The sequence below is a fragment of the Actinopolyspora lacussalsi subsp. righensis genome (assembly GCF_900116555.1).
Lineage (GTDB): Bacteria > Actinomycetota > Actinomycetes > Mycobacteriales > Pseudonocardiaceae > Actinopolyspora > Actinopolyspora lacussalsi.
In genome coordinates this window covers 1-21,566 of sequence record NZ_FPAT01000013.1, presented here as the reverse complement: position 1 = coordinate 21,566, position 21,566 = coordinate 1, and the positions used below count along the sequence as shown (strand labels likewise).

The 21,566-nt window shown below is 67.5% G+C and carries 23 protein-coding genes and 1 pseudogene; 14 read left to right on the top strand and 10 right to left on the bottom strand.

Features of this window, described 5'->3' with window-relative positions; all coding sequences use genetic code 11:
* Positions 1-518 precede the first annotated feature (518 nt).
* The 6 genes from BM394_RS19305 (at position 519) to BM394_RS19280 (ending at position 3,438) form a co-directional block, all read left to right on the top strand.
* On the top strand, positions 519-773 hold the full coding sequence (locus BM394_RS19305; protein ID WP_092980557.1) for a hypothetical protein: 255 nt from the start codon (positions 519-521) through the stop codon (positions 771-773).
* A gap of 6 nt (positions 774-779) precedes the next feature.
* The gene (locus BM394_RS22550) at positions 780-1,199 is read left to right on the top strand and encodes a hypothetical protein (protein ID WP_139235269.1); all 420 of its coding nucleotides are present in this window, start codon (positions 780-782) and stop codon (positions 1,197-1,199) included.
* A 75-nt stretch (positions 1,200-1,274) separates the two neighbouring features.
* Positions 1,275-1,508, top strand: coding sequence for a DddA-like double-stranded DNA deaminase toxin (locus BM394_RS23965; RefSeq protein ID WP_092980554.1), 234 nt, complete (start codon positions 1,275-1,277; stop codon positions 1,506-1,508).
* Entirely contained in the window at positions 1,505-1,912 is a 408-nt protein-coding gene (locus BM394_RS19290) for an Imm1 family immunity protein (RefSeq protein WP_092980552.1), read from the top strand. The genes BM394_RS23965 and BM394_RS19290 overlap by 4 nt, the downstream gene beginning before the upstream one ends.
* Positions 1,913-2,346: 434 nt before the next feature.
* Complete coding sequence (locus BM394_RS22910; protein ID WP_175530178.1) at positions 2,347-2,871, top strand: hypothetical protein; 525 nt, start codon at positions 2,347-2,349, stop codon at positions 2,869-2,871.
* Between the two features lie 105 nt (positions 2,872-2,976).
* Positions 2,977-3,438 carry a pyridoxamine 5'-phosphate oxidase family protein gene (locus BM394_RS19280; RefSeq protein ID WP_092980550.1) on the top strand — a complete coding sequence of 154 codons (462 nt, stop codon included), beginning with the start codon at positions 2,977-2,979 and terminating at the stop codon, positions 3,436-3,438.
* Positions 3,439-3,824: 386 nt separating this feature from the next.
* Here the strand turns inward: BM394_RS19280 and BM394_RS19275 are convergent, their stop codons facing one another.
* Genes BM394_RS19275 through pdhA form a run of 3 tightly spaced genes read right to left on the bottom strand, consistent with a single transcriptional unit; the run spans position 3,825 to position 7,634 of the window.
* Positions 3,825-5,348, bottom strand: a complete 1,524-nt coding sequence (locus BM394_RS19275) for a dihydrolipoamide acetyltransferase family protein (RefSeq protein ID WP_092980548.1) — start codon at positions 5,346-5,348, stop codon at positions 3,825-3,827.
* A 10-nt stretch (positions 5,349-5,358) separates the two neighbouring features.
* Entirely contained in the window at positions 5,359-6,378 is a 1,020-nt protein-coding gene (locus BM394_RS19270) for an alpha-ketoacid dehydrogenase subunit beta (protein ID WP_092980546.1), read from the bottom strand.
* Positions 6,378-7,634: a pyruvate dehydrogenase (acetyl-transferring) E1 component subunit alpha gene (pdhA, locus tag BM394_RS19265; protein WP_165400728.1), complete on the bottom strand. Its 1,257-nt coding sequence runs from the start codon at positions 7,632-7,634 to the stop codon at positions 6,378-6,380. Before pdhA ends, BM394_RS19270 begins: the two co-directional genes overlap by 1 nt.
* Positions 7,635-8,188: 554 nt before the next feature.
* On the opposite strand from pdhA, the gene BM394_RS19260 reads away from it, so the two are divergent.
* The 5 genes from BM394_RS19260 to BM394_RS19240 all read left to right on the top strand — a co-directional run bounded on the left by BM394_RS19260 (position 8,189) and on the right by BM394_RS19240 (position 13,281).
* Positions 8,189-8,887, top strand: coding sequence for a GOLPH3/VPS74 family protein (locus BM394_RS19260; RefSeq protein ID WP_175530177.1), 699 nt, complete (start codon positions 8,189-8,191; stop codon positions 8,885-8,887).
* Between the two features lie 58 nt (positions 8,888-8,945).
* Complete coding sequence (locus BM394_RS19255; protein WP_092980538.1) at positions 8,946-10,370, top strand: M20/M25/M40 family metallo-hydrolase; 1,425 nt, start codon at positions 8,946-8,948, stop codon at positions 10,368-10,370.
* Positions 10,371-10,747: 377 nt separating this feature from the next.
* Entirely contained in the window at positions 10,748-11,554 is an 807-nt protein-coding gene (locus tag BM394_RS19250) for a transporter substrate-binding domain-containing protein (protein ID WP_092980536.1), read from the top strand.
* Between the two features lie 140 nt (positions 11,555-11,694).
* On the top strand, positions 11,695-12,480 hold the full coding sequence (locus tag BM394_RS19245) for an ABC transporter permease subunit (RefSeq protein WP_092980534.1): 786 nt from the start codon (positions 11,695-11,697) through the stop codon (positions 12,478-12,480).
* A gap of 21 nt (positions 12,481-12,501) precedes the next feature.
* The gene (locus tag BM394_RS19240; protein WP_092980532.1) at positions 12,502-13,281 is read left to right on the top strand and encodes an amino acid ABC transporter ATP-binding protein; all 780 of its coding nucleotides are present in this window, start codon (positions 12,502-12,504) and stop codon (positions 13,279-13,281) included.
* A 48-nt stretch (positions 13,282-13,329) separates the two neighbouring features.
* Here BM394_RS19240 and BM394_RS19235 read toward each other — a convergent pair whose 3' ends face one another.
* From BM394_RS19235 to BM394_RS19225, 3 genes are all read right to left on the bottom strand, one after another.
* Complete coding sequence (locus tag BM394_RS19235) at positions 13,330-13,614, bottom strand: hypothetical protein (RefSeq protein WP_092980530.1); 285 nt, start codon at positions 13,612-13,614, stop codon at positions 13,330-13,332.
* A gap of 391 nt (positions 13,615-14,005) precedes the next feature.
* Positions 14,006-15,835, bottom strand: coding sequence for a phosphoenolpyruvate carboxykinase (GTP) (locus BM394_RS19230; RefSeq protein WP_092980526.1), 1,830 nt, complete (start codon positions 15,833-15,835; stop codon positions 14,006-14,008).
* Between the two features lie 431 nt (positions 15,836-16,266).
* On the bottom strand, positions 16,267-16,962 hold the full coding sequence (locus BM394_RS19225; protein WP_175530176.1) for a DUF6802 family protein: 696 nt from the start codon (positions 16,960-16,962) through the stop codon (positions 16,267-16,269).
* Between the two features lie 264 nt (positions 16,963-17,226).
* Between BM394_RS19225 and BM394_RS19220 the strand changes: the two genes are divergently transcribed.
* The gene (locus tag BM394_RS19220) at positions 17,227-18,252 is read left to right on the top strand and encodes a siderophore-interacting protein (RefSeq protein ID WP_092980524.1); all 1,026 of its coding nucleotides are present in this window, start codon (positions 17,227-17,229) and stop codon (positions 18,250-18,252) included.
* Between the two features lie 202 nt (positions 18,253-18,454).
* On the opposite strand, the gene BM394_RS19215 is transcribed toward BM394_RS19220, so the two are convergent.
* The 4 genes from BM394_RS19215 to BM394_RS19200 all read right to left on the bottom strand — a co-directional run bounded on the left by BM394_RS19215 (position 18,455) and on the right by BM394_RS19200 (position 20,780).
* On the bottom strand, positions 18,455-18,754 hold the full coding sequence (locus BM394_RS19215) for a hypothetical protein (protein WP_217643598.1): 300 nt from the start codon (positions 18,752-18,754) through the stop codon (positions 18,455-18,457).
* Positions 18,755-18,759: 5 nt separating this feature from the next.
* Positions 18,760-19,233, bottom strand: coding sequence for an AbrB/MazE/SpoVT family DNA-binding domain-containing protein (locus BM394_RS23960; RefSeq protein WP_425427674.1), 474 nt, complete (start codon positions 19,231-19,233; stop codon positions 18,760-18,762).
* Positions 19,234-19,740: 507 nt separating this feature from the next.
* On the bottom strand, positions 19,741-19,929 hold the full coding sequence (locus tag BM394_RS19205) for a DUF397 domain-containing protein (protein WP_092980519.1): 189 nt from the start codon (positions 19,927-19,929) through the stop codon (positions 19,741-19,743).
* Entirely contained in the window at positions 19,926-20,780 is an 855-nt protein-coding gene (locus tag BM394_RS19200) for a helix-turn-helix domain-containing protein (protein WP_092980517.1), read from the bottom strand. Before BM394_RS19200 ends, BM394_RS19205 begins: the two co-directional genes overlap by 4 nt.
* 335 nt (positions 20,781-21,115) lie before the next feature.
* Here BM394_RS19200 and BM394_RS19190 point away from each other — a divergent pair, with 335 nt between their 5' ends.
* A complete protein-coding gene (locus BM394_RS19190) occupies positions 21,116-21,364 on the top strand; it encodes a hypothetical protein (protein ID WP_092977188.1) in 249 nt (82 codons plus the stop codon).
* Positions 21,361-21,566, top strand: a pseudogene (locus tag BM394_RS19185) (hypothetical protein); the annotation flags it as partial. The gene BM394_RS19190 and the pseudogene BM394_RS19185, both read left to right, overlap by 4 nt.

Sequence of the window (21,566 nt, the reverse complement as noted above, 5' to 3'; positions counted from 1 at the left end):
TGCTTCGTGTCCGCTTCGCGGAGGGGTCGGCAACGGCCGTCGCCAGCCAACGCGAGCAAACAGAAAAACGCTGCGCACAGCCATTCCAGAAGTTTCGAGTGCGGCTCACAGCGCCGGTGCCGTACAACTACGACATCTTCGAGGGCACCGAGCAGATCCAGCAGTTGGTGGTGGCCAGGGCGGTATCCGGGCGGCACATTCCCTGACGCCGCAGGTGACGTGTCGGCGTGCCGTCACCGCGCCGGAAGAGGTCCGCGTGCCCGTCCCGAGCCCTGCCCGGGACGGGTGTTGACGCGCGTCGGTACGAGCGAGGCACGAGATCCCTGGCGATCGGGTCGTCGCGGATGCACCGTGACGCCAGTCGGGCCCCTGGTCGCGATGCCGGTTGATCGCGAGCTCGGGACTCCTTCTCCGTTGTCGTGGGCGTAGGGCGGATCGAAGGTTGTCGAAGAATTTGTCGGGGGTGAACGCCATCCTTTTCGCACAGTAAGTGATCACTGTTGCGACAAGGAGTGACCGTGAGTGCCCTGGAGGGACTTCGTGTCCGGCTGGCCGGAGCCGCTGACGACGCCTACCCCGATCAGATGGCCGTCACCGTCGAACAGCTCGACATCATCGCCGCTGACCTGGTCGATGCTCTGCGCGGCAGCGGCAACACCGACGCCCACACCATCCTCGCCCGGATCAACCAGGCTGGCGAGCACGCCCGCGCCTGTCTCCGGTTGAGCGCCCGGGCGGCCGGAGATCTCCGCGACTACGCCGACCGGTTGTGATCCGGCATGTCGTTGTTGCAAGATCTCGCCGCCCGCATGGCCGCTGCCCATGCGGCTCTACCGGCAGAGCACCTGCACCGCGCCCGCCGAGTGCTGGCCGAGGTGGCCGAACGGGTCGCCACACTGAGTCGTACCAGTCAGGACCACAGCCTCACCCACGCCTATACCGGGCTGGCCGAGGCCGGCCGGGAAGCCGAAGCCGCCGCTGAGTGCCTCACCCGTGCCGCCGAACACCTCGTCGCTTATCTGGCCGACCCAGCGGGCATCCCCTTCCCCCGAGACCAGGAACCCGCCACCCAGCGCCGTACCCACGATCGAAGCCCGTCCGATACCGGCCCCGTATTACCGCCGACACGCCGATTCCTTGCCGGAACGTCCCACCCGACGCAGTCCAACTACCGGCATTCTGACCACCACCACAGGTGAAACCATCGAACAGGTGGAAAGCGGACGGCAGGGAGCTGGTGCGGGTGGGCCGGACTCAATGGCGATTGGCAAACCCTGGCCAGCGGCAACGACCATGCCGAAGGACACGCCGCAGCCGTCCTGCGCGCTCTCTACCGTGATACCGGGAGCACCGAAGCCACCCTCTACGTCAACAACCGACCCTGCCCCGGCGAGTTCGGCTGCGACGCCACTCTGCCTGGGCAGTTGCCCGCCGGCACTCGGTTGACGGTGTACTGGCCCACCGGTTACCAGGTCTATACCGGCACAGCAGAAGGGATGGACCCGTGAGCACCTTCACAGCGATGTACCACCCGGACGAACCTTTGGCCGAGGTCTCCACCGTTGACGAACTCGATGCCCTGCTGGAACGAGTCACCGTCGATGCCGTAGCCGAAGACGTGCCCACCTACGTCGAACTCGTCCCCCCCCCCGACAAACGATGCGCCCTGCACATCGGTCTCGGCCAGGACGGGTACAGCTCGGTGAGCTACCTCGAAAAACCAGCCCGCGCCGTCGCCAGCAAGGGCACCTTGCCCACTCCCGACGACGCCGGATTCGACTACGGCGGTACCTGGACCCACGCCCCGCTGGACTCGGCCGTCCCCGTCGCCGACGCACACCAGGCCGCCCGCGAGTTCCTCACCACCGGCCAACGTCCGACCAACCTCACCTGGCAGGAACCCCGGTACTGATCAGCACCGGGACCGTCCCGGCATCCGGGCGATTCCCTGTTACGTATCCTGCGTCACTCCACGGCGGGGGCGCCCGTGCCGTGGAGTGACGGGGTGACCCTGTGAGCAAGCTCGCAAGCCGTGCGTGGCCTTTGCCACGGTTCGGAATTGTCGCCCGTTTCCGCTTTGTTTCTCTGGAATGCTGGTGGGTTGCGGTCGGGTGAAGTCGGCACACACCTCACCTGAAGAGGTGAGATTGCTCGGCTTCGCCTGCGAGGACCGTTCACCCCTGTGTTTTATCGGCGCGGGCGGCCCTCGGGCCGGCCGCGTGCCACGAATCGCCGCCGGGGATTCGTGGTGCCGACGCTCGGGTACACCACGTCGGGATCTCGGTCGTACGCCGAGAGACCGGCAGTATCCCGGCTCGCTTCGAGAGTGATTGGGAGGGCGAAGCGGTGAGCAAGGCGACATCCGACCCTGGAACTCCGATCTTCGGGGAGCTCCACAGCGAGCTCGAGCTGCCGGAGATCGACGTGCACGACTTCGAGTCGCACGAGTTCGACTTTCCGGAAGGCCCATCGGCCACCCAGCCACCGGAAGCCGAGCCGGCCACCGAGCAGGCACAGGCCGCCGCGGCGAGCGGAGACCAGGGCTCCGAGCAGCAGAACGCGACCGGACAGGCCGAGCAGCCCGAGAGCGGCTCCGGTGGCTCCCGCCAATCCGATGCGCAGCGGGCCGCCCAGCAGAAGTCCGCCTCGGCCACGTCGAACGGGGCTTCGCAGTCCCGTGGCCAGCGGTCCGAGGGAGCTTCCGGCCAGTCGGCCACGGCGGCCGAGGCCGGTGACGGTGCCGACTCGGGGGCGCACGGTTCCGGGCAGCACACCTCCGCCGAGGGGCAGCACACCAGCGCGGCTGCCCAGGCCGTCGCCGGGGCCGGGGCCGCGGCACAGCGCGGTGGCCGCAGGCGCAAGGAGGAGTGAGGCGGCTCCGACGTCGGGAACCTCGCGCCACGAGCCGGGGTGCCGCCGAACCGCCGAATCCGGCGGCGACACCGTGTTGTCGGGGGTTCGTGCGATGTTGGCCGCGTGACCGATTGGAAACAGTTCGAAACCGAAGTACCAGAGTTCGCGGCGGCCGTCCGGCAGTGCTTCGAGGCGCACCTGCACCACGTCCTGGCGACACTCCGCGGCGACGGATCACCCCGGGTCAGCGGCACCGAGGTCCAGTTCCACTCCGGGAACCTGACCATGGGGTCGATGCCACGTGCGCTGAAGGCACTCGACCTGCGGCGTGACCCGCGTGCCGCGCTGCACGCTCACCCCGGCGAGATGACCGAGGGGGACGTGAAGGTATCCGGGCGTGCCGTCGAGGTTCCCGAGGGCGAGGAGCTGCGCGCTTACGCCGGCGAGATCCAGCACGAGCCCGGCACTTTCCACATGTTCCGCTGGGAGTTGCACGAGATCACGCGGACCAGCGTGGCCGAGGATCGGCTGCTGATCCGCACCTGGCGGCCCGGAGCCGGGATCACCGAGCACCACCGCTCCTGACAGGAGCAGGAGGGGGCCGATTCGCGTAGCTGGTGTCTTGGCGGAACCTCTCGTGCGGCTCTCGCTGCGGGTGCCCCGACATCGGGTAGCGACCTACACAACGTCGGGGCCGTCCTCGCGAGAGCCGCACCGGAGAACCCGCAGCGGTGCCGAGTGCGAGGGTGGTCGGAGTGCGGCCTGCGGGAGTGGTGGGAGTTCGCCACCGTTCCGTCCCACCACCCGGCGATTTCGTGGGAAATTGACGGAGCTGGGGCACATCACCGTGCTGGGGCGGCGATTTCGCGCGAAATCGCCGCCCCGGTGGGGTGCCGACTCACGTGCCGGTAGCCGACCCGGCACGTGAGTCCCGCCACGGAGCTGGCTACGGAAACCGAGCTGCCCGGGTTCTACTGGAACGTCAGGGCCATCCCGGGATCGGACAGCAGTGCCCCGACGTCGGCGAGGAACCGCGAGCCCTGCTGGCCGTCCACCACCCGGTGGTCGAAGCTCAGCGCCAGCTGGCAGACCTGGCGCGGCACCACCTGACCGTCGACCACCCAGGGCATCTCGCGGATGGCGCCGAACGCCAGGATCGCCGACTCGCCCGGGTTGAGGATCGGCGTCCCGGTGTCCACCCCGAACACGCCCACGTTCGTGATCGTGATCGTGCCGTTGGTCATCGCCTCCGGCGAGGTCCTGCCCTCACGTGCGGTGCTGGTCAGCTCCTCCAGCGCCACGGCCAGTTCCCGCAGCGACATCCCGTCCGCGTCGCGGACCTTGGGCACGACCAGCCCGCGTTCGGTGGCCGCGGCCACACCCAGGTGCACGTAGTCCTTGTAGACGATCTCACCCGCCTCGCCGTCCCAGGCGGCGTTGACGTCCGGTGTCCGCTTCGCGGCCAGGCACATCGCCTTGGACGCGATCGCCAGCGGTGTGACCTTGACGTCCCGGAAATCGGGGTGCTTCTTGAGCCGCTCCCGGAACTCCATCATCGGAGTGACGTCGATCGTCAGGAACTCGGTCACGTGCGGGGCGGTGAACGCGCTGTCCACCATGGCCTGCGCCGTCGCCTTCCGGACCCCCTTGATCGGAACCCGGTGCTCCCGCTCGGCACTGTCCCGGGCCGACCGGGTGCCGGCAGCGGAGCCCTCGGAGGTCGCGGCCGTGACGCCGCCCGCCGCAGCGCGTTCCACGTCCTGCCGGGTGATCACGCCACCCGAGCCGGAACCGTGCAGCGAGCGCAGCTCCACGCCGAGGTCCTTGGCCAGTTTGCGCACCGGCGGCTTCGCGAGTGGCACTCCGCCGCCCGCCGCTTCGCCCGTGCCGCCGACCGCGGCCGGCTCGGCCTGCCGGGAAGCGGACGGCGTGCTCGTGGCGGGGGCGGAGCCGTTCACCGCGGTGCCGTTGGTGCTTGCGCTGTCGGTGCCCGCGCCGCTCGTCACCGGAGTGCCGTTGGTGGCGGGCCGTTGTCCGGTCGAGCCGTTGACCCCACCGCTGCCGGAACCGCGCTGCCCGGCGGTGGCGTCCTTCTTACGGGGGCGACGTTTCGCGCTGGTCGAGCGCGGGCCGTACCCCACCAGGGTGGCGATCCGGCCGTCGGCCCCTTCCTCACCGATCTTGCCGCCCTGCTCGGACCGCTCGCCCTGCTCGGCGGGCTTGTCCGGTGCGGGCTCGTCGCTCTCCGCCCCGGCCGGTTCGATCGTCAGGATCGGGGTTCCGACCTCCACGGTCTGGCCGGGTTCGGCGAGCAGCTCGCTGATCGTCCCCGCGTAGGGGCACGGCAGCTCGACCGATGCCTTCGCGGTCTCGATCTCCACGATGATCTGGTTCAGCTCGACCGCGTCACCGGGCCCGATCCGCCAGTTCAGGATCTCCGCCTCGGTCAGCCCTTCACCGACGTCCGGAAGCGGGAAGTTCTTGAGTTGTGCCATGCCTGCCCCCTCAGTAGGCCAGTGAACGGTCGACGGCATCGAGTACCCGGTCGAGGTCGGGCAGGTAGCCCTCCTCCAGCTTGCTCGGTGGGTACGGCGTGTCGAATCCGTTCACCCGCAGCACGGGGGCCTCCAGCGAGTAGAAGCACTCCTGCTGTATCCGGGTGGCCACCTCGGAGGTGACCGAGGACTCCGGCGGCGACTCGCTGACCACGACCAGCCGTCCGGTGCGCCGGACCGACTCGGCCACCGGGCCCAGGTCCAGCGGTGAGAGCGAACGCAGGTCCACGACCTCGACGGCGTTGCCGTCCTCCTCGGCCGCGGTCGCGGCGTCCATGCAGGTCTTGACCATCGGCCCGTAGGTGGCGACGGTGACGTCGGATCCGGTGCGCAGCACGGCGGAGCTGATCATCGGCAGGTGCTCGGCCGTGGGGTCGAGCTCGGCCTTCTCCCAGTACCGCCGCTTCGGCTCGAAGAACAGCACCGGGTCGTCGGAGTCGATGGCCTGCTGCAGCATCCAGTAGGCGTCCACCGGGTTGGAGCAGGAGACCACCTTCAGGCCCGCCACGTGGGCGAACAGTGACTCAGGGGACTCGGAGTGGTGCTCCACCGCCCCGATACCGCCGCCGAAGGGAACCCGGATGACCAGCGGGACCTTCACCTTGCCCTGGCTGCGGTAGTGCATCTTGGACAGCTGCGAGACGATCTGGTCGAAGCCGGGGAAGATGAACCCGTCGAACTGGATCTCGCAGACCGGGCGGAACCCGCGCATCGCCAGGCCGATGGCCGTGCCGATGATTCCGGACTCGGCCAGCGGCGTGTCGAGCACCCGGTGTTCGCCGAAGTCCTTCTGCAGTCCGTCGGTGACGCGGAAAACACCGCCGAGCTTGCCGACGTCCTCGCCCATGACCAGGACCTTCGGGTCGCGCTCCATGGCGTTGCGCAGCGCGTTGTTCAGACCCTTGGCGATCGTGATCGTCTGGGTCGGTGTCGTGCTCGAACCGGTCGATTCCATCGTGGGCGCGGCCATCAGCGAACACTCCCCTCGGTGTCGTGGCCGGAGTCGGCGAAGCCTGCGAGGTAGTTCAGGTAGTCCTCCCGCTGTGCCGCCACCACGGGGCTCTCCTCCGCGTAGACGGCGGAGAACATCCGTTCCGGCGGCGGTTCCGGCATGTTCACGCAGAACTCGCGGAACCTGGCCGCCAGCTCGTCGGCCTCGGAATCCACCCTGTCGAAGAACTCCTGGTCGGCGATCTCCTCCCGGAGCAGGTGCGCCCGCAACCGTTCGATCGGGTCCTTGAGCTTCCACGCCTCCAGCTCGTCGTCCAGCCGGTAGCGCGTGGCGTCGTCGGAGGTGGTGTGCGCGTCCATGCGGTAGGTGAACGCCTCGATGAGCAGCGGCCCGTTGCCCTGCCTGGCCTCGTTCATGGCCCACTGGGACACGGCGAGGCTGGCGAGCACGTCGTTGCCGTCGACCCGGATGCCGGGGAAGCCGTATCCCTTGGCGCGTTCGTAGAGCGGTACCCGGCTCTGCCGTTCGGTCGGCTCGGAGATCGCCCACTGGTTGTTCTGGCAGAAGAAGACCACCGGCGCGTCGTAGACCGAGGCCCAGACCATGCCCTCGTGCACGTCACCCTGGCTGGTGGCGCCGTCGCCGAAGAAGACCATGGTGGCCTCGTTCGAGGCGGGGTCCTCCCCCGAGTTGCCGACCTTGCCCTCGAACTTCTGCCCCATCGCGTAGCCGGTGGCGTTCACGCACTGGTTGCCGATGACGATGGTGTACAGGCTCATGCCGGTTTCGTTCGGGTCCCAGCTGCCGTGGTCCGTGCCGCGGAAGATGCCCAGCAGCTCGGTGGGGTCGATGCCCCGGCACCAGGCGACCCCGTGCTCGCGGTAGCTCGGGAAGGCCATGTCCTGCGGTCGCAGCGCACGGCCCGCGCCTATCTGCGCGGCTTCCTGGCCCAGCAGCGGAACCCAGATTCCGAGCTGGCCCTGGCGTTGGAGCGCGTTGCCCTCGCGGTCGGCACGCCGCACCAGCACCATGTCGCGGTACATGCCGCGTAGTTGCTCGTCGGTGATGTCGATGTCGAAGTCCGGGTGCGATACCCGCTGACCCTCCGGCGTCAGGAGCTGAACCAGATCAGCTCCGCCTTCGCTGGTCGCACGCAAACCGGCGATCACCTGCTCCCTCGTTGGTGTTGCTGAGGTTGCGGCAGGCACCGCGGTGTCCGCGAGTCGATCGCGATCGTCGGGTCGGCTCGGTCGCGTCCAGTGTTCGGGGGACATGTGGATCTCCTCGTCTCACCCCGGCCCGTCCGCTTGTGGCGGCTGGGACCGGTTACCCCTGACGGCGCCGTCGACCAGGTGGGTCTCGGGTCATCCGATCGGGGTCGTTGGATCGCTCCTCGCCATCCTGGCATGACAACGGCCACTTCCGTGAGCCCTGCCACAGAGATCGATGCCGCCTGCAAACCTTGTCCGGCGCACCGTAGCTCGCGGTTGGATCAAGCGAATTCGCAGGTCATCAGAGGGGTGGATCTCCGATGGATGGCGTTGTGACAGTTGTATAACCGATTTTTTCGCGGCCGATTCCGGTACTGGTCAGCGTCGTCGTGGATCGTGCTGAATCGATGGTGAGTACGTTCGGTGCAGGGCCGGTCACTCTTGGGGCGCGGGGTGTTTCCCGGTTTCCGGATGCGTTCACGGTTCTCGAACGGCCCCACTCGGGAAGGGATCTCGGGCCGGGCTGCCCCGGTCGGGCGGCTCCGGACGGGGTATCGAGGGCCCGAATTCGTGCGAAACGGTCCCCTGCGCGGTTCGCGTGATCTAGCATCGCCGCCGTGGAAGCACATCTGTCGTTGTCGTTGCCGGACCAGATCGTGTTGCTGCTGCACGGGCCGGACGGCAGGCAACACGGGGTCAATCACCAAGTCCTCACGCCGGCCGCCGAGCTCGCCGAGCTCGTGATGTACGGCCGCGCGGAACTGACCCGCACCGCCTTCGGTGGAGTCAAGATCGGTCTGCTCGACTCGACCCCGGTGGGTTTCGAACCGTTGGAACACCCGCTCTCGGCGCTGGTGGGCCGAATCGCGGGCAAGGGCAAACCGATCCCGTTTCAGACCTGGCTGGCCGAGCGACGCAGTGCTTTCCAGGAACAGCGGTGGGCGCTGCGGCAGCGGGGTTATCTGGAGCACGAACCGGAGAAGCTGCTCGGCTTCATCCCGCGCGACCGCTACCGGCCGAACGGACCCCTCCAGCAAGAGTTGATCGGCGAGCTGGGGCAACTCGCTCGTGGCGAGCGTTCACCGGACGATCGGCTGGCCCTGTTGGTCGCGATCGTTTATCCCTCCGGGTTGTATCGCAGGCTGCTCGGCTTCGACCGGTCGCAGAGTCGCAGGCTCAAGCACATCGCCAAGGGCCAGGACCTCGAAGGGGCGGTTTCGGCCGCCGTGGCCGCGACCGGTGCCGTTATCGCAGGCGCGGTCGGCGGTGGGGGTGGCGACGGTGGCGGTGGTGGTGACGGCGGCGGAGGCGGCTGAGCCTCAAAACCTCGGGCTTCACCAGGCCGGGTGAGCTTTCCCGAGGAGTGGGAATACGATCGCGGGTGTGGACCGCACAGCAGTGAACACCTTCGTACAGCGGCAATGGGAGTCCTCGGTACTTCCCAGCCTCTCCGAGCTGGTCGGCATACCGGCCGTCTCCCCGGCCTTCGACGCCGACTGGGAGGCCAACGGCCACCTGGACGCGGTGGTCGAGCACGTGCGCGGCTGGATCGACGCCCGCGGGATCACGGGTGCCGGGATCGAGGTGGTCCGGCTTCCCGGACGGAGCCCGCTGCTGCTGGTGGACGTGCCCGCGACCGAAGGAGCCTCCGAGGAGACGGCGCTGCTCTACGGCCACCTGGACAAGCAGCCGCCGGTCGGGGGGTGGTCCGAGGGGCTGGGGCCATGGACGCCGGTGGTGCGCGACGGCAGGTTGTACGGCCGGGGTGCCGTGGACGACGGCTACTCCGGCTACGCCGCGATCACCGCCATCGAGGCGCTGCGTTCGCACGGCGGTGCGCATCCGCGCTGCGTGCTGCTGCTGGAGACGGGCGAGGAGTCCGGCAGCCCCGATCTGCCCGCCTACCTGGAGCACCTCGGCGAGCGGCTGGGCCGCGTCGGCCTGGTGGTCTGTCTGGACTCCGGCGGCGGGGACTACGACCGACTCTGGCTGACCACCTCGCTGCGGGGGATGGTGCAGCTCAACGTCACGGTTCGGGTGCTGGACGCGGGGCAGCACTCCGGTGCGGCCAGCGGGCTGGTGCCCGACTCGTTCCGGGTCGCCCGGCAGCTGCTGGACCGGTTGGAGGACTCCGCCACCGGCGAGATCCGGCTCCCGGAGCTGAACGTGCGCATCCCGGAGAACCGGGTGGCCGAGGCCCGGGCGGGCGTCGAGGCCGCGCCGGGGCTGGTGCGCGAGTCCATCGAGCTGCCCGAGGGCATGCGGATGATCAGCGACGACGAGGCCGAGCTGGCGTTGAACAACTGGTGGCGGCCCACCCTCTCGGTGATCGGTGCCGACGGGTTGCCGCACCCCTCGGAAGCGGGCAACGTGCTGCGCCCCCACACCACGCTGGATCTCAGCTTCCGGCTGCCGCCCACCGCCGATCCGCAGCGGGCGTTGGACGCGGTGCGGACCGCGCTGGAGACCGACGTCCCCTACGGCGCGAGCGTCGAGTTCGGCCACGCCGAGGCGGGGCAGGGCTTCAACGCTCCCGAACCCGCCGAGTGGTTGAACGAGGCCCTGGACGCGGCGGGCACCGAGGTGTTCGGCAACGACTGGCGCACCATGGGGCTGGGCGGTTCGATCCCGTTCATGGGGCTGCTGCACGACAACTACCCCGACGCCCAGTTCGTGGTGACCGGGGCGCTGGGGCCGGGCAGCAACGCCCACGTCCCGGACGAGTCGCTGCACCTGGACTACGCCGCCAAGGTCACCAGCGCCGTCGCCTACGTGCTGGACGCGCACGCCCGGCGCTGATCGCTCGCCGAGGAACCCGCCCGTGGCGCGCTCGGCCGTCCGTGCGTCGGCCACCGGCGGGTCGGTGATCGGCTGCTCGACCGGCTCGCGGGAGAGTTCTTCCGGTCACGCTTGGTGATAGTTGCCAACCCCGCGATACTTCACCTGATCAGCGTAACGGTATCGTGTGTTCCGCTGACGCGGCCGTTGCGCTCGATCTCGTCCGGTTCTCGGATCGATTGGGGCCACGGTGGGTGTGCGTTGCGTGATCGATCGCGATGCGGCTGTCCCGCTTCCGAGTGGATTTGACGTGATCGAAACACGCGAAGCTGTTTGTAACGGCCCCGGAGGATGGCAGGATCCCAGCATCCGGATTCCCGTCGAGGAGGAGTGACACTGTGGCGCTTCGAACAACGTTGCGGGCCGCGGCCCTGTTACCCGCGTTCGCCCTGGTCGCGGCAGTAGCGGGCTGTGGCGGTGGTGGTGGCGGTGAGGCCAAGGGCGTCCCGCTGGTGAACGAGGGACAGCTGACCACCTGCACCAACCTGCCCTACGAACCGTTCGAATCGCGCGAGGACGGTGAGGTCGTCGGTTTCGACATCGACCTGATCGAGCTGGTCGCCGAGGACCTCGGCGTCGAACAGCAGGTCACCAACTCGCCGTTCACCACCCTTCAGTCCGGCCAGGCCCTCAACGTGGGCAACTGCGACGTTGCCGCCGCCGCGATCACGATCACCGACGTCCGGAAGAAGAACTTCGACTTCTCCGATCCCTACTTCGACGCCACGCAGGCGCTGCTCGCACCCGAGGGCTCCGACCTCGACAGCTTCGAGAAGCTGCGGGGCAAGACGCTGGGTTACCAGAAGGGCACCACCGGCGCGGAGTACGCCAAGGAGCGCGCCGAGCAGCACGGCGTCACGCTCAAGCAGTTCGCCGACCTCGGCCTGCTGCTGCAGAACATGCGCACCGGCAAGATCGACGCCGCGATCAACGACGACTTCGCGCTGATCGACTTCGCGGACCAGAACCAGAAGTTCGAGGTCACCAAGAAGCTCGAAACCAGTGAGAACTACGGCTTCGGCGTCAAGACCGGCAACGGCGAGCTGCAGAACAAGATCAACGAGGTGCTGGCCCAGGCCAAGGAGGACGGCACCTACGACCGGTTGTACGAGAAGTGGTTCGGCCACGCGCCGTCCGAGAAGTGACTAGTACCGACGGGTGAACCGACCACACCGGTCCTCCCCGATGATCTCGCACGTGGCGGGACGGGCGCCGACCGCGTCCGTCCCGTTCCGACTGCCCTGGAGCCTCGATGGCAGTGCAACCCCGACCCGCCACCAGCGGGATGAGTAAACGCCAACGCGCCAGGATCGGGCGCGGTGTGCAGTACGCGGTACTGCTCGCGGTCGTCATCGTGGCCGCGCTGCTCGCCGACTGGGGGCGTCTCCAGGATGAGCTCTTCAACCTCGAGATCGCCCGGGCGCTGTTCCCCACCGTGCTGAGCACCGCGCTGCTCAACACCGTCCTCTACACCGCGCTGGGCTTCGCGCTCGGACTGGGGCTGGCGCTGGTGCTCGCGCTGATGCGGATGTCCTCGGTGGCGCCCTACCGCTGGATCTCCGGCGCCTACATCGAGTTCTTCCGCGGCCTGCCCGCGCTGCTGGTGTTCCTGTCGATCGGGATCGGCATCCCGACCGCCTTCAACAACATCAGCTTCAACCGCAACGTCACCGTCATGATCGCGCTGGGGATCGTCGGTTCGGCGTACATGGCCGAGACCATCCGCGCTGGGATCAAGGCGGTGCCCAACGGCCAGCTCGAAGCGGCCCGCTCGCTGGGGATGTCGCACGGCAGGGCGACGATCACCGTCGTCATCCCGCAGGCGTTCCGCATCATCCTGCCGCCGCTGACCAACGAGCTGATCCTGCTGACCAAGGACTCCTCCCTGGTGTTCGTGCTCGGTGCCACACTCGCCCAGCAGGAACTCACCCAGTTCGGCCGAGCCGCGCTGACCAGTTACCAGAGCATGACCCCGATCCTGGTGGTCGGGCTGTGCTATCTGGTGATAACCATCCCGCTGTCGGTGCTGCAGCAGCGGTTGGAACGCAGGTTCGGACCCGACGGTCGGTAACGGCAGCCGAGGGAGTTTCACATGAGCGACGTAAAGATCGAGATCTCCGAACTGCGCAAGTCCTTCGGTGAGCTGGAGGTCCTCAGCGGGGTGGACCAGCGGATCGACGCGGGCGAGGTGGTCTGCGTCATCGGGCCCTCCGGGTCCGGCAAGTCCACCTTGCTGCGCTGCGTGAACCTGCTCGAACAACCCACCTCCGGCAGGATCGTGGTCGACGGGGTCGAGCTCACCGACCCGGACGCCGACATCGACGCGGCGCGCACCCGCATCGGCATGGTCTTCCAGCAGTTCAACCTGTTCTCGCACCTGTCGGTGCTGCGCAACCTCACCGTCGCGCAGCGCAAGGTGCTCGGCCGCGACCGGGCCAAGGCCGAGGAGACCGCCCGCGAGAACCTGCGCAGGGTCGGGCTGGCCGACAAGGAGAACGCCACCCCCGCCCAGCTGTCCGGCGGCCAGCAGCAGCGGGTCGGCATCGCCCGCTCGCTGTCGATGGACCCGGACGTGATGCTGTTCGACGAGCCGACCTCGGCACTGGACCCGGAGCTGGTCGGCGACGTGCTGGATGTGATGCGCGGACTGGCGAACGAGGGGATGACCATGCTGGTGGTCACCCACGAGATGCAGTTCGCCCGCGAGGTCGCCGACCGGGTGCTGTTCATGGACGGCGGCGCCATCGTCGAGCAGGGCAGGCCCGCCGACGTGATCGGAAACCCGCAGCGGGAACGCACCCGCAACTTCCTGGCGCGGGTGCTCAACCCGACGCACGCGGCCTCGGCCGTCGAACCGGAGGAGTCCGACTAGGAGCAGCACGGCCCAGAACGGGTAGCACGGCGTGCTCGGCTTTCTCGGTCAGTCGCCGTCGGGGTTCTCGGCCCGCTTCCTGCGCAGCGACAGCATCGAGCGATACGCCCCCGGTCCGTGCGGGACGCCGCCGCGCGCGGCCGTGCCGTACGAGTCCTCGGAGCGTTCTCCGTCGGTGGCGGTCGGGTGGTTCGGTGGCGGGGGTCCGACGCGGCCGCGGTAACGGGCGAACCCGGCGCTCCGGCGACTGCCCACGCTGTCGGCTCCCCGTAGGAACAGCCACACGGCCAGCAGCGCGACCAGGACCAGCGCGATCATCGCCAGATCTACCATGACACACCTCCCGGGGTGTGCAGGCTTTCCGGTTTTCCTCGGACGTGTCCGAGTGTGCACCGGTTTGTCCGGTTCCGGCCAATCAATTCCTACGCGAGTGACCCTGAGTGTTCCTACGCAGTGCGAACGGATCGAGGGATCAGTCGCCCTCGTTTGTGCCGCTCGTGGCCGCTTCGGTGCGTTCCGTTCGACCGTGGGGTCGTGAAAATATCCACGATTGAACACGATCGAGGGTTTTCGATGCATTTACCGGCGCGTGTCGAATCACGCTTTCGGGGGCGTTTTTCGAATGAATTCGATTCGCGCAATGCGCTGAGTGACCCGAGGGGTGTCGACATTCCGGAGAACGGAATCTCGACACCCCTCGGATTCGCGAGACGTCGTCGTAGCGTCACTCACCGATGCGCTGCTTGAGCGCCTCCAGCTCGTCGCGCATCGAGGTGGGCAGGTCGTCGCCGATCGTGTCGAACCACTCCTCGATCAGCGGCAGCTCCTCGCGCCACTCCGGCAGGCTCACCTCGAGGGACTGGTCGATCTCCTCACGGGTGGCGTCGAGCCCGCCGAGGTCGAGCTGGTCCGCGGTGGGAACCCGGCCGATGGCGGTCTCGTCGGCGGCGACGTTGCCCTCCAGCCGGTCCACGATCCACTTCAGCACCCGGCAGTTCTCGCCGAACCCGGGCCAGACGATCTTCTTGCCCGAGGGGTCCCTGCGGAACCAGTTGACGTAGTAGATGCTGGGCATCTTGGAGGCGTCGGCCTCCTTGCCCATGTTCACCCAGTGCTGGAAGTAGTCGCCGACGTTGTAACCGATGAACGGCAGCATCGCCATCGGGTCGCGGCGCACCTCGCCGACCTTGCCCGCCGCGGCGGCCGTCTTCTCCGAGGACAGCGTGGCGCCCATGAAGACCCCGTGCTGCCAGTCGAAGGCCTCGTTGACCAGCGGGATCGTGGTCTTGCGCCTGCCGCCGAACAGGATCGCCGAGATCGGCACGCCCTGCGGGTCGTCCCACTCGGGAGCCAGGATCGGGCACTGCGACATCGGCGTGCAGTAGCGGGAGTTCGGGTGGGCGGCCTTCTCGTCCGAGTCGGGCGTCCAGTCCTGCCGCTTCCAGTCGGTCAGGTGCTCCGGCTGGTCCTCCATCTCCTCCCACCACACGTCGTCGTCGTCGGTCAGCGCGACGTTGGTGAAGATGGAGTTGCCCCGCTCGATGGTGCGCATCGCGTTCGGGTTGGTCTTCCAGTTGGTGCCCGGCGCGACACCGAAGAAGCCCGCCTCCGGGTTGACCGCGTAGAGCCTGCCGTCCTCGCCGAACCGCATCCAGGCGATGTCGTCGCCGAGGGTCTCCACGCGCCAGCCCGGGATGGTCGGCTCCAGCATCGCCAGGTTGGTCTTGCCGCACGCCGAGGGGAAGGCCGCTGCCACGTAGTAGACCTTGTTCTCGGGCGAGATCAGCTTCAGGATCAGCATGTGCTCGGCGAGCCAGCCCTCGTCACGGGCCATCGCGGAGGCGATGCGCAGCGAGTAGCACTTCTTGCCCAGCAGCGCGTTGCCCCCGTAGCCGGAGCCGAAGCTCCAGATCAGCCGCTCCTCGGGGAAGTGCGTGATGTACTTGATCTCGTTGCACGGCCAGGGGGAGTCCTCCTGACCGGGTTCGAGCGGCGCACCCACCGAGTGCAGTGCGGGCACGAACTCCACGTCCTCGCTCTCGGAGAACCGCTCCAGCACGCGGTCACCCATCCGCGTCATGATGTGCATGGACACCACGACGTACTCGGAGTCGGTGATCTCCACGCCGAGCCTGGGCGGCTCGGCCTCCACCGGGCCCATGCAGAACGGGACGACGTACATCGTGCGACCACGCATGCAGCCCCGGTAGAGCTCGGTCATGGTGGCCTTCATCTGGTCGGGGTCCATCCAGTTGTTGGTGACCCCGGCGTCCTTCTTCTCCCGGGAGCAGATGAAAGTCCGCTCCTCGACCCGGGCGACGTCGGTGGGATCGGAGGCCGTCCAGAACGACTCGGGCTTCTTCGACTCGTCCAGACGCTTGAAGGTGCCGGCCTCGACCAGTCGGTTGGTCAGCCGTTCCCATTCCTGCTGCGATCCGTCGCACCATACGACCTGCTCGGGCGTGGTCAGCTCCGCTACCTCACGTACCCAGGACAGCAGGCGTTCGTGATTCACGGGTGCCTGGTCGAGACCGGGGATGGTCAGAGCGGTCATCGCGTCGTGTCTCCTGACTGGGCGCCACAGCCCGGATTCTCTCCTCCCGCCGACGCGTGGCCGGCGGAGCTTTCAAAAATGCTTCGCTCCGCCCGGAAATCCGGACGGAGCTGCATTTGGGGATGCACCGAGGCTAACCGGAGGTGCCGGGGTTGGCGGAGATCAGCCCTGTCACTTCCCTCACAGGAACGATAAGGGAATCGATTCAGATGACGGGGTGTCGCGGAAATCCGTCTGTTTCGAGGGGTGCTGGATCGATGTTTTCCGTCGTCGAACCTCGCGGACTCGCTCGTTCGGATGATTTTCACGAGCGAGCCCGCGGAAATCGGATGTGTTCCGGAACACATTTCGATCCGAATTGCCGCCATTCGTGTTATTGGCTTCGGGTTCCGCTTCGGGTAATCCGGGGCGCATTCCGCGCGGCGTGCGCCTCAGACCCAGAACGAGTCGTCGCCCGGATCGGTGCTCGCGTCACCGCGGCCGGTTCCCTCCCGTTCCTCGCCGTTCCACAGCCAGTCCTCGGTGCCGCTGACCTCGAAGGAGCGCTGCTGCCCCGCCTGCTGTCCCTGGCCGTCGACCCGGCCCTGCTCGACCACGGTCCACTCCCCGTCGCCGGTGTGCTTGGCGACGGTCACCTCGCCGGAGTCGCTGATCTCGACCATCTGGTCGGCGGAGCCGTCCCCGTCGGCATCGGTGACCATCATCTGGCCGTGCTCGGTGTCGACGATCGCGGTGTCCGCCCTGCCGTCGTTGTTGGTGTCCTCGGTGGGCGGGCCGACCTCGCGGTCCCCCTGCGGGGTGTCCACGACCATCGATCGGCCCTCGCTCCCGCCGTTCCGCTCGCGGACCGGCGAGTCGTCGGGGCTCTCACGGGTCCACTCGCCCGTCGCCTCGTCGTAGCGTGCCTGCTCGACCACGTTGCCCCGCTCGTCGATGCCGCGCATCACGTCGGCCTCGCCGTCGGCGTCCGAGTCGGTGTAGGCGAGGAAGCCGTCATCGGTCAGCACCGCGACGGTCTCGTCCACGCCGTCGTCGTTCAGGTCGTAGTTGGCCTCGGCGGTGTACTCGGTATCGGCGATGTCGATCCGGATGTCGCCGTCTCCCGAACCGGTGTCCTCCACGTACATCAGGGCGCTCCCGTGCGGTTGGTTCTCGTCGGTGGGCCTCGAAGGTTGGGACGCGGCCGGGCCCGTCGCGGTTCCGGGGCGCCCGTCCCCGTTTCGGGGGCGAACGTGGTGCGGTTCATCCCGCTGCCGGGGTGGTGCTTTCGAGATGTGTCGTGCGACACGCTCGATCACCTGTCGTCAACTGGATGAGTGTAGGCTAACCTTACCGGAGAAGCGTAGGCTAGCCTCACCGAAGCACCGTATCTCGTGATTGGGAGGAACGGTATGGCCACTGCTACCGGGACGGTAAGTGCCGCGGCGCCCGCGAGCACACGATCCGAAAAGACCGCCAGGCCCGAGTCCCGGGTCTACACCGTCGAGGTGGCCGGTAGGCAGCGGCTGAGTCCCAATTTCGTGCGGCTCACCTTCTCGGGTGAGGGACTGCGCTCCTTCGGTGCCGGTGGCGTCGACCAGCGCATCAAGCTGATGCTGCCCCGTCCGGGTCGGACGGTGGCCGACGTGCCGGACGGCCACGACTGGTATCCGACCTGGCAGGCCATGCCGGAGGAGATCCGGCCGACCATGCGGACCTACACGGTTCGGTCGTTCCGCCCCGAGCGCGCGGAGATGGACATCGACTTCGTGTTGCACGGCTCTGGCGAGGAAGCCAGCGGACCGGCCTCCGCCTGGGCGAGCGGCGCCCGCATCGGCGACCGGGTGGCGATCCTCGGTCCCGACCGTCCCGGTTCCGGCAGGATGTGGGGCTGCGAGTGGTGCCCGCCCGCGACCGCGCGGCGGTTGCTGCTGGCGGGGGACGAGACCGCGATCCCGGCGGTGGCGGCCATCCTGGAATCACTGCCCGCCGATTCGCGGGGGATAGCCTGCCTGGAGGTGCCCAGCGAGGCCGACATCCAGGCCTGGGAGCACGTTCCGAGTGGGGTCGAGATCCGGTGGCTGCCGCGCGACATCGCGGGCAGCGAGCACGGTGAGCTGCTGGAGCAGGCGCTCGAAACCGCGCTGGGAGAGCTGTGCGCCGCGCCGAAGGCGGACGGCTGCCCCGCCGCGAGCGAGGCGATCGCCGCGCTGGAGGACGTCGACGTCGACAACTACCTGCTCTGGGAGATCCCGGGTAGTCAGCACCAGGATCCGGCCTACGACGAGAGCCTCGACATCGCGAACGGTGAGCTCTACGGCTGGCTCGCGGGTGAGGCCGGTGTCATCAAGCGGCTGCGCCGAATGACCGTGCAGGGCTACGGCGTGCCGCGCGGCTCGGTGGCGTTCATGGGCTACTGGCGCCAGGGTCGCTGCTGACGGGGGCGTCGCTGAAAGCCTGCCGTCGTGGGGCTGCCGAAGGGGTGTCGCTTCGGGGTAGCTGCTCTCGGGTTTTATTGGTCTCGCACGGAGTTCATGCCCGGCCGTACACCTCGCGGCCGGTCGGGCATCGCGGTCGCCGAGCACCGCGACGCGGCGACTTCGCGGGAAGTCTTCGTGTGTTCAAGTCACCCGCCTGGGTTTACGGGGCACCGAAAATGTCGTGGGTGCCGACTCGACGCAGAATCACCGTGGTGACGCCGGGTGCTTGTTCGAGCTCGTACTGCCAGGTCATTCGCCCGTCTCCGTCCCAAGTCATCTCAAATACGCGGTTGGTGCCATGAACACGCTTCACTCGTAGCGACGGCGGGAAGCTCGGTGGCGACTGATCAAGAGCAGGGAGAAACTTCGTATCGAGCACGTGTTGAAAGGTGCGGCGCTGTTCACGAGTGAGTTTCTTGAAGTCCTTCTCGAATCGAGACGTCCGCTTGACTTCAGCCAAGGGGGTCACACATCCTCGTCGTTGTCGATGTCGGCGAACATCTCGGCGGCGCTGGTGAACCCCCTGGAGACCTCCCCGTTGGCGATCTGTTGATCCGCTTCGGCTTCCCCGGCCTGCCATTCCGGAGTCCAGAACCATCGTTGATCCGTGGGGATGCTGGTCCAGCCGCGCACTGTGATCGTTCCGCTCTCGTCGATCGTAAATTCGAGATCGTCACCCTCAGCCACTCCCAGCACCTTGGCTACGCTCTCCGGCAACGTCACCTGGCGACGGCCTCGCACTGAGGCGCGCACACGTTCGACGGGTTCAGCATGATGGGCGTTCGACGACTCTGCGCCAGACGAATCTGAATTCTGCCCGGCAGCCGAGCTCTTATTCCCCGGCAGTGAAGTATCCGGCTCATCGGTCGTATTCTCGTAGGATCGAGCCGCAGACCCGGACTTGGGTTTTCCACGTCCTGCTGGCTTCTTGCTACTCATCAGCACCTTCTCTCCCCTGAGAGTCAGATTATCCCACTATCAGTAGCTTCACGAACAGATTAATCTGACCCCGAAGTTGAAGCCGGCTCGGGCAGCGCGCGGTCGATGGAGCACGCGAGTGGCCCGCACCCAATTGCCCTCGGCGTTGCTTGATCCCTGTGGTATCGCGGCGACCGGTGCCCCTCCCGATAGGTACGCTTGGCACCGTTCGCGGTCGTCGGTTCCGGTGGGCAGTCCAATGAGGTGTGACGGAGTGGTGTTCACAGCGCCTTCGCCGCGCTAGAATCCCAGCGCAGTGAGTGTAGGCCCCGCGCACGCGGGGATAGACCTCGCCGTAGGCCACATCGGACTGCTGGGCGACGGTAGGCCCCGCGCACGCGGGGATAGACCCGGGTTGTTTCCCCCGAGCCCCGCGTTCATTGGGTAGGCCCTGCGCACGCGGGGACTTGGATAGCAAAAGCGCCTCCGGAGTGCTGTTCCGGAGGCGCTGCGTTCGTTAGCTGGGGTTCAGTCGAAGCGGTCGGTCTTGACCGCGTTGATGAACGCCGACCACTGCCGACCGGTGGTGGTGAAGTGTCCGGCCGCGCGGTCCTTGGTGTCGCGTACTGCCGCGCCTTCGTGCGTGCGGCCGATTTCGACGCAGGAGTCGTTGGGGTTGGAACGGCTGGATTTCCGCCAGTTCGTCGGTGCCGTCATGCTGGGGTGTTTCCTTCCGTCTGTTCCGCGATCGTGTCCATGAGCTGGAGTGATTCATCGGGGCTCATGGCGGCGTCCGTGAGGTTATCCAGCGCTTTGCGGTATGCCTCAACGTCTTTCTGGTCATAGATGAAGGCGGGGCCACGGTAGTGTTCCAAGTGGATGATCGGTGATGCCTTCGGGAACTCGAACAGCACGAACGAACCGTTGTGGGCCAGTGTCCAGCGTTGTAGTCGTTCGGGAAGTATCCGGATGGTGGCGTTCGAGTTCGATGCCGTGGTGGCCAGGTGGCGTAGTTGTTCGGCGAGCACTCCCTGCCCGCCGATGTCATCGCGCAGCACGCGTTCGCAGATGATCGCGTCGAGTTTGCGGGTGCTGAGTACCTCGCTGCCGCGTGCCATCCGGAGTTCGACTCGGAGGTGGCGTTCTTCGCCGGACAAGCTCGCCATGATCTCTTCGGCATAGGAGCGTGTCTGCAACGGCCCGGGGATCACCAGCGGTGCGATGTGCACGATCCGAGTGGCTGTGCGTTCGAACTCCGCCAGGTTCAGCAGATGCTTGTGCAGGCCCGAACGACTGTCGCCGATCAAGTTCGGTTCGGAAGCACGCCGCTGTAGCTCCATGAGTTCGTCGTAGCGCTCGCCGGAAGCGCCAAGCTCCACCAGTAGTCGCGCCAGAAGATCGCGGGAGGGCGAACGAACTCCTGTCTCATAGCGGGAGACAGCGGCATGTCCCAGCTGGACGCGCTTCGCCAGTTCTCGAACGGGGATACCGGCTTCTTTGCGCAGTTCACGAAGTTCCGCGCCGAGCAATCGAGCCTGCGGTGAGTGATGCTCCACGTCTCCGGGCATGCGCCAAGCCTAGCTGCCGCGGCATCTCGTTCATTGCCACCTGATCGAGGGATTGCCACATATGTCTCCGGAGACTGATTATGTCTCCGGAAACGAAAGAAAGGTGGTTGTGCCGTGTCGGAGAGATACGAGGTGCGTCATCCGGGTGTTCGGGTGTGGTGTGGCGACGAGTCGGGGTGGTCGTCGTCGTTGCTGGTGTGGATCTCGTGGTGGTCGCCGGAGGTGATTCGGATCGAGACGCCGACGGTGTTTCACCGGACGGTGTGGACACTCGGGCAGGCCGTCGAGCTTCGGGATGTGCTCACTACGGCGGTGCGGGTTGGGGGTGAGTCGCGGTGACCAGTTATGCGGGCAGGTTGGGCATGTGGCTGGCCCATGAGCAGTGGGAACTGGAGCAGGCTTCCTACGACATTCCGGCCCGGCAGGCCACCCCGAGGCAGTGCGCCGAACTCGCCGGAATATTGCAGCGGCTCTCCGACGAGCTGCGTGACTACGCCGCCGCGCTGGCCTTCGGCGGCGGCAATCCCCCGGAGTCCGGCTCGATCGACCCGGACGAGTTCCGCAGGCGGGGTGAGGCGGAGTGAGCACGCATCCGGCGATGCTGCTGACCACCGCCGTCGTGCTAGCCGGGACGGCGATCGTGCTGGGCGGCTGGGGCAACCGGGTCAGCTACCGGCCCCGCCACGCGGGCGGCAGCGGCCCGGCCGCCCGCAGGCTGGCCGCACTGCGGCTGGAGTCCTACTTCCGCGACGAACAACCCACCACGGAGTTGATCGGCTGGCCGCT

Bases quoted from the DNA above. Each gene is read 5' to 3' on its own strand.
- BM394_RS19270 (WP_092980546.1), bottom strand. From the start codon at position 6,378: ATGGCCGCGCCCACGATGGAATCGACCGGTTCGAGCACGACACCGACC.
- BM394_RS22550 (WP_139235269.1), top strand. From the start codon at position 780: ATGTCGTTGTTGCAAGATCTCGCCGCCCGCATGGCCGCTGCCCATGCG.
- BM394_RS19205 (WP_092980519.1), bottom strand. From the start codon at position 19,929: ATGACGGCACCGACGAACTGGCGGAAATCCAGCCGTTCCAACCCCAAC.
- BM394_RS19245 (WP_092980534.1), top strand. From the start codon at position 11,695: ATGAGTAAACGCCAACGCGCCAGGATCGGGCGCGGTGTGCAGTACGCG.
- BM394_RS19275 (WP_092980548.1), bottom strand. From the start codon at position 5,348: ATGGCACAACTCAAGAACTTCCCGCTTCCGGACGTCGGTGAAGGGCTG.
- BM394_RS19240 (WP_092980532.1), top strand. From the start codon at position 12,502: ATGAGCGACGTAAAGATCGAGATCTCCGAACTGCGCAAGTCCTTCGGT.
- BM394_RS23960 (WP_425427674.1), bottom strand. From the start codon at position 19,233: ATGAGTAGCAAGAAGCCAGCAGGACGTGGAAAACCCAAGTCCGGGTCT.
- BM394_RS19200 (WP_092980517.1), bottom strand. From the start codon at position 20,780: ATGCCCGGAGACGTGGAGCATCACTCACCGCAGGCTCGATTGCTCGGC.
- BM394_RS19225 (WP_175530176.1), bottom strand. From the start codon at position 16,962: ATGTACGTGGAGGACACCGGTTCGGGAGACGGCGACATCCGGATCGAC.
- BM394_RS19235 (WP_092980530.1), bottom strand. From the start codon at position 13,614: ATGGTAGATCTGGCGATGATCGCGCTGGTCCTGGTCGCGCTGCTGGCC.
- pdhA (WP_165400728.1), bottom strand. From the start codon at position 7,634: ATGTCCCCCGAACACTGGACGCGACCGAGCCGACCCGACGATCGCGAT.
- BM394_RS19230 (WP_092980526.1), bottom strand. From the start codon at position 15,835: ATGACCGCTCTGACCATCCCCGGTCTCGACCAGGCACCCGTGAATCAC.
- BM394_RS19220 (WP_092980524.1), top strand. From the start codon at position 17,227: ATGGCCACTGCTACCGGGACGGTAAGTGCCGCGGCGCCCGCGAGCACA.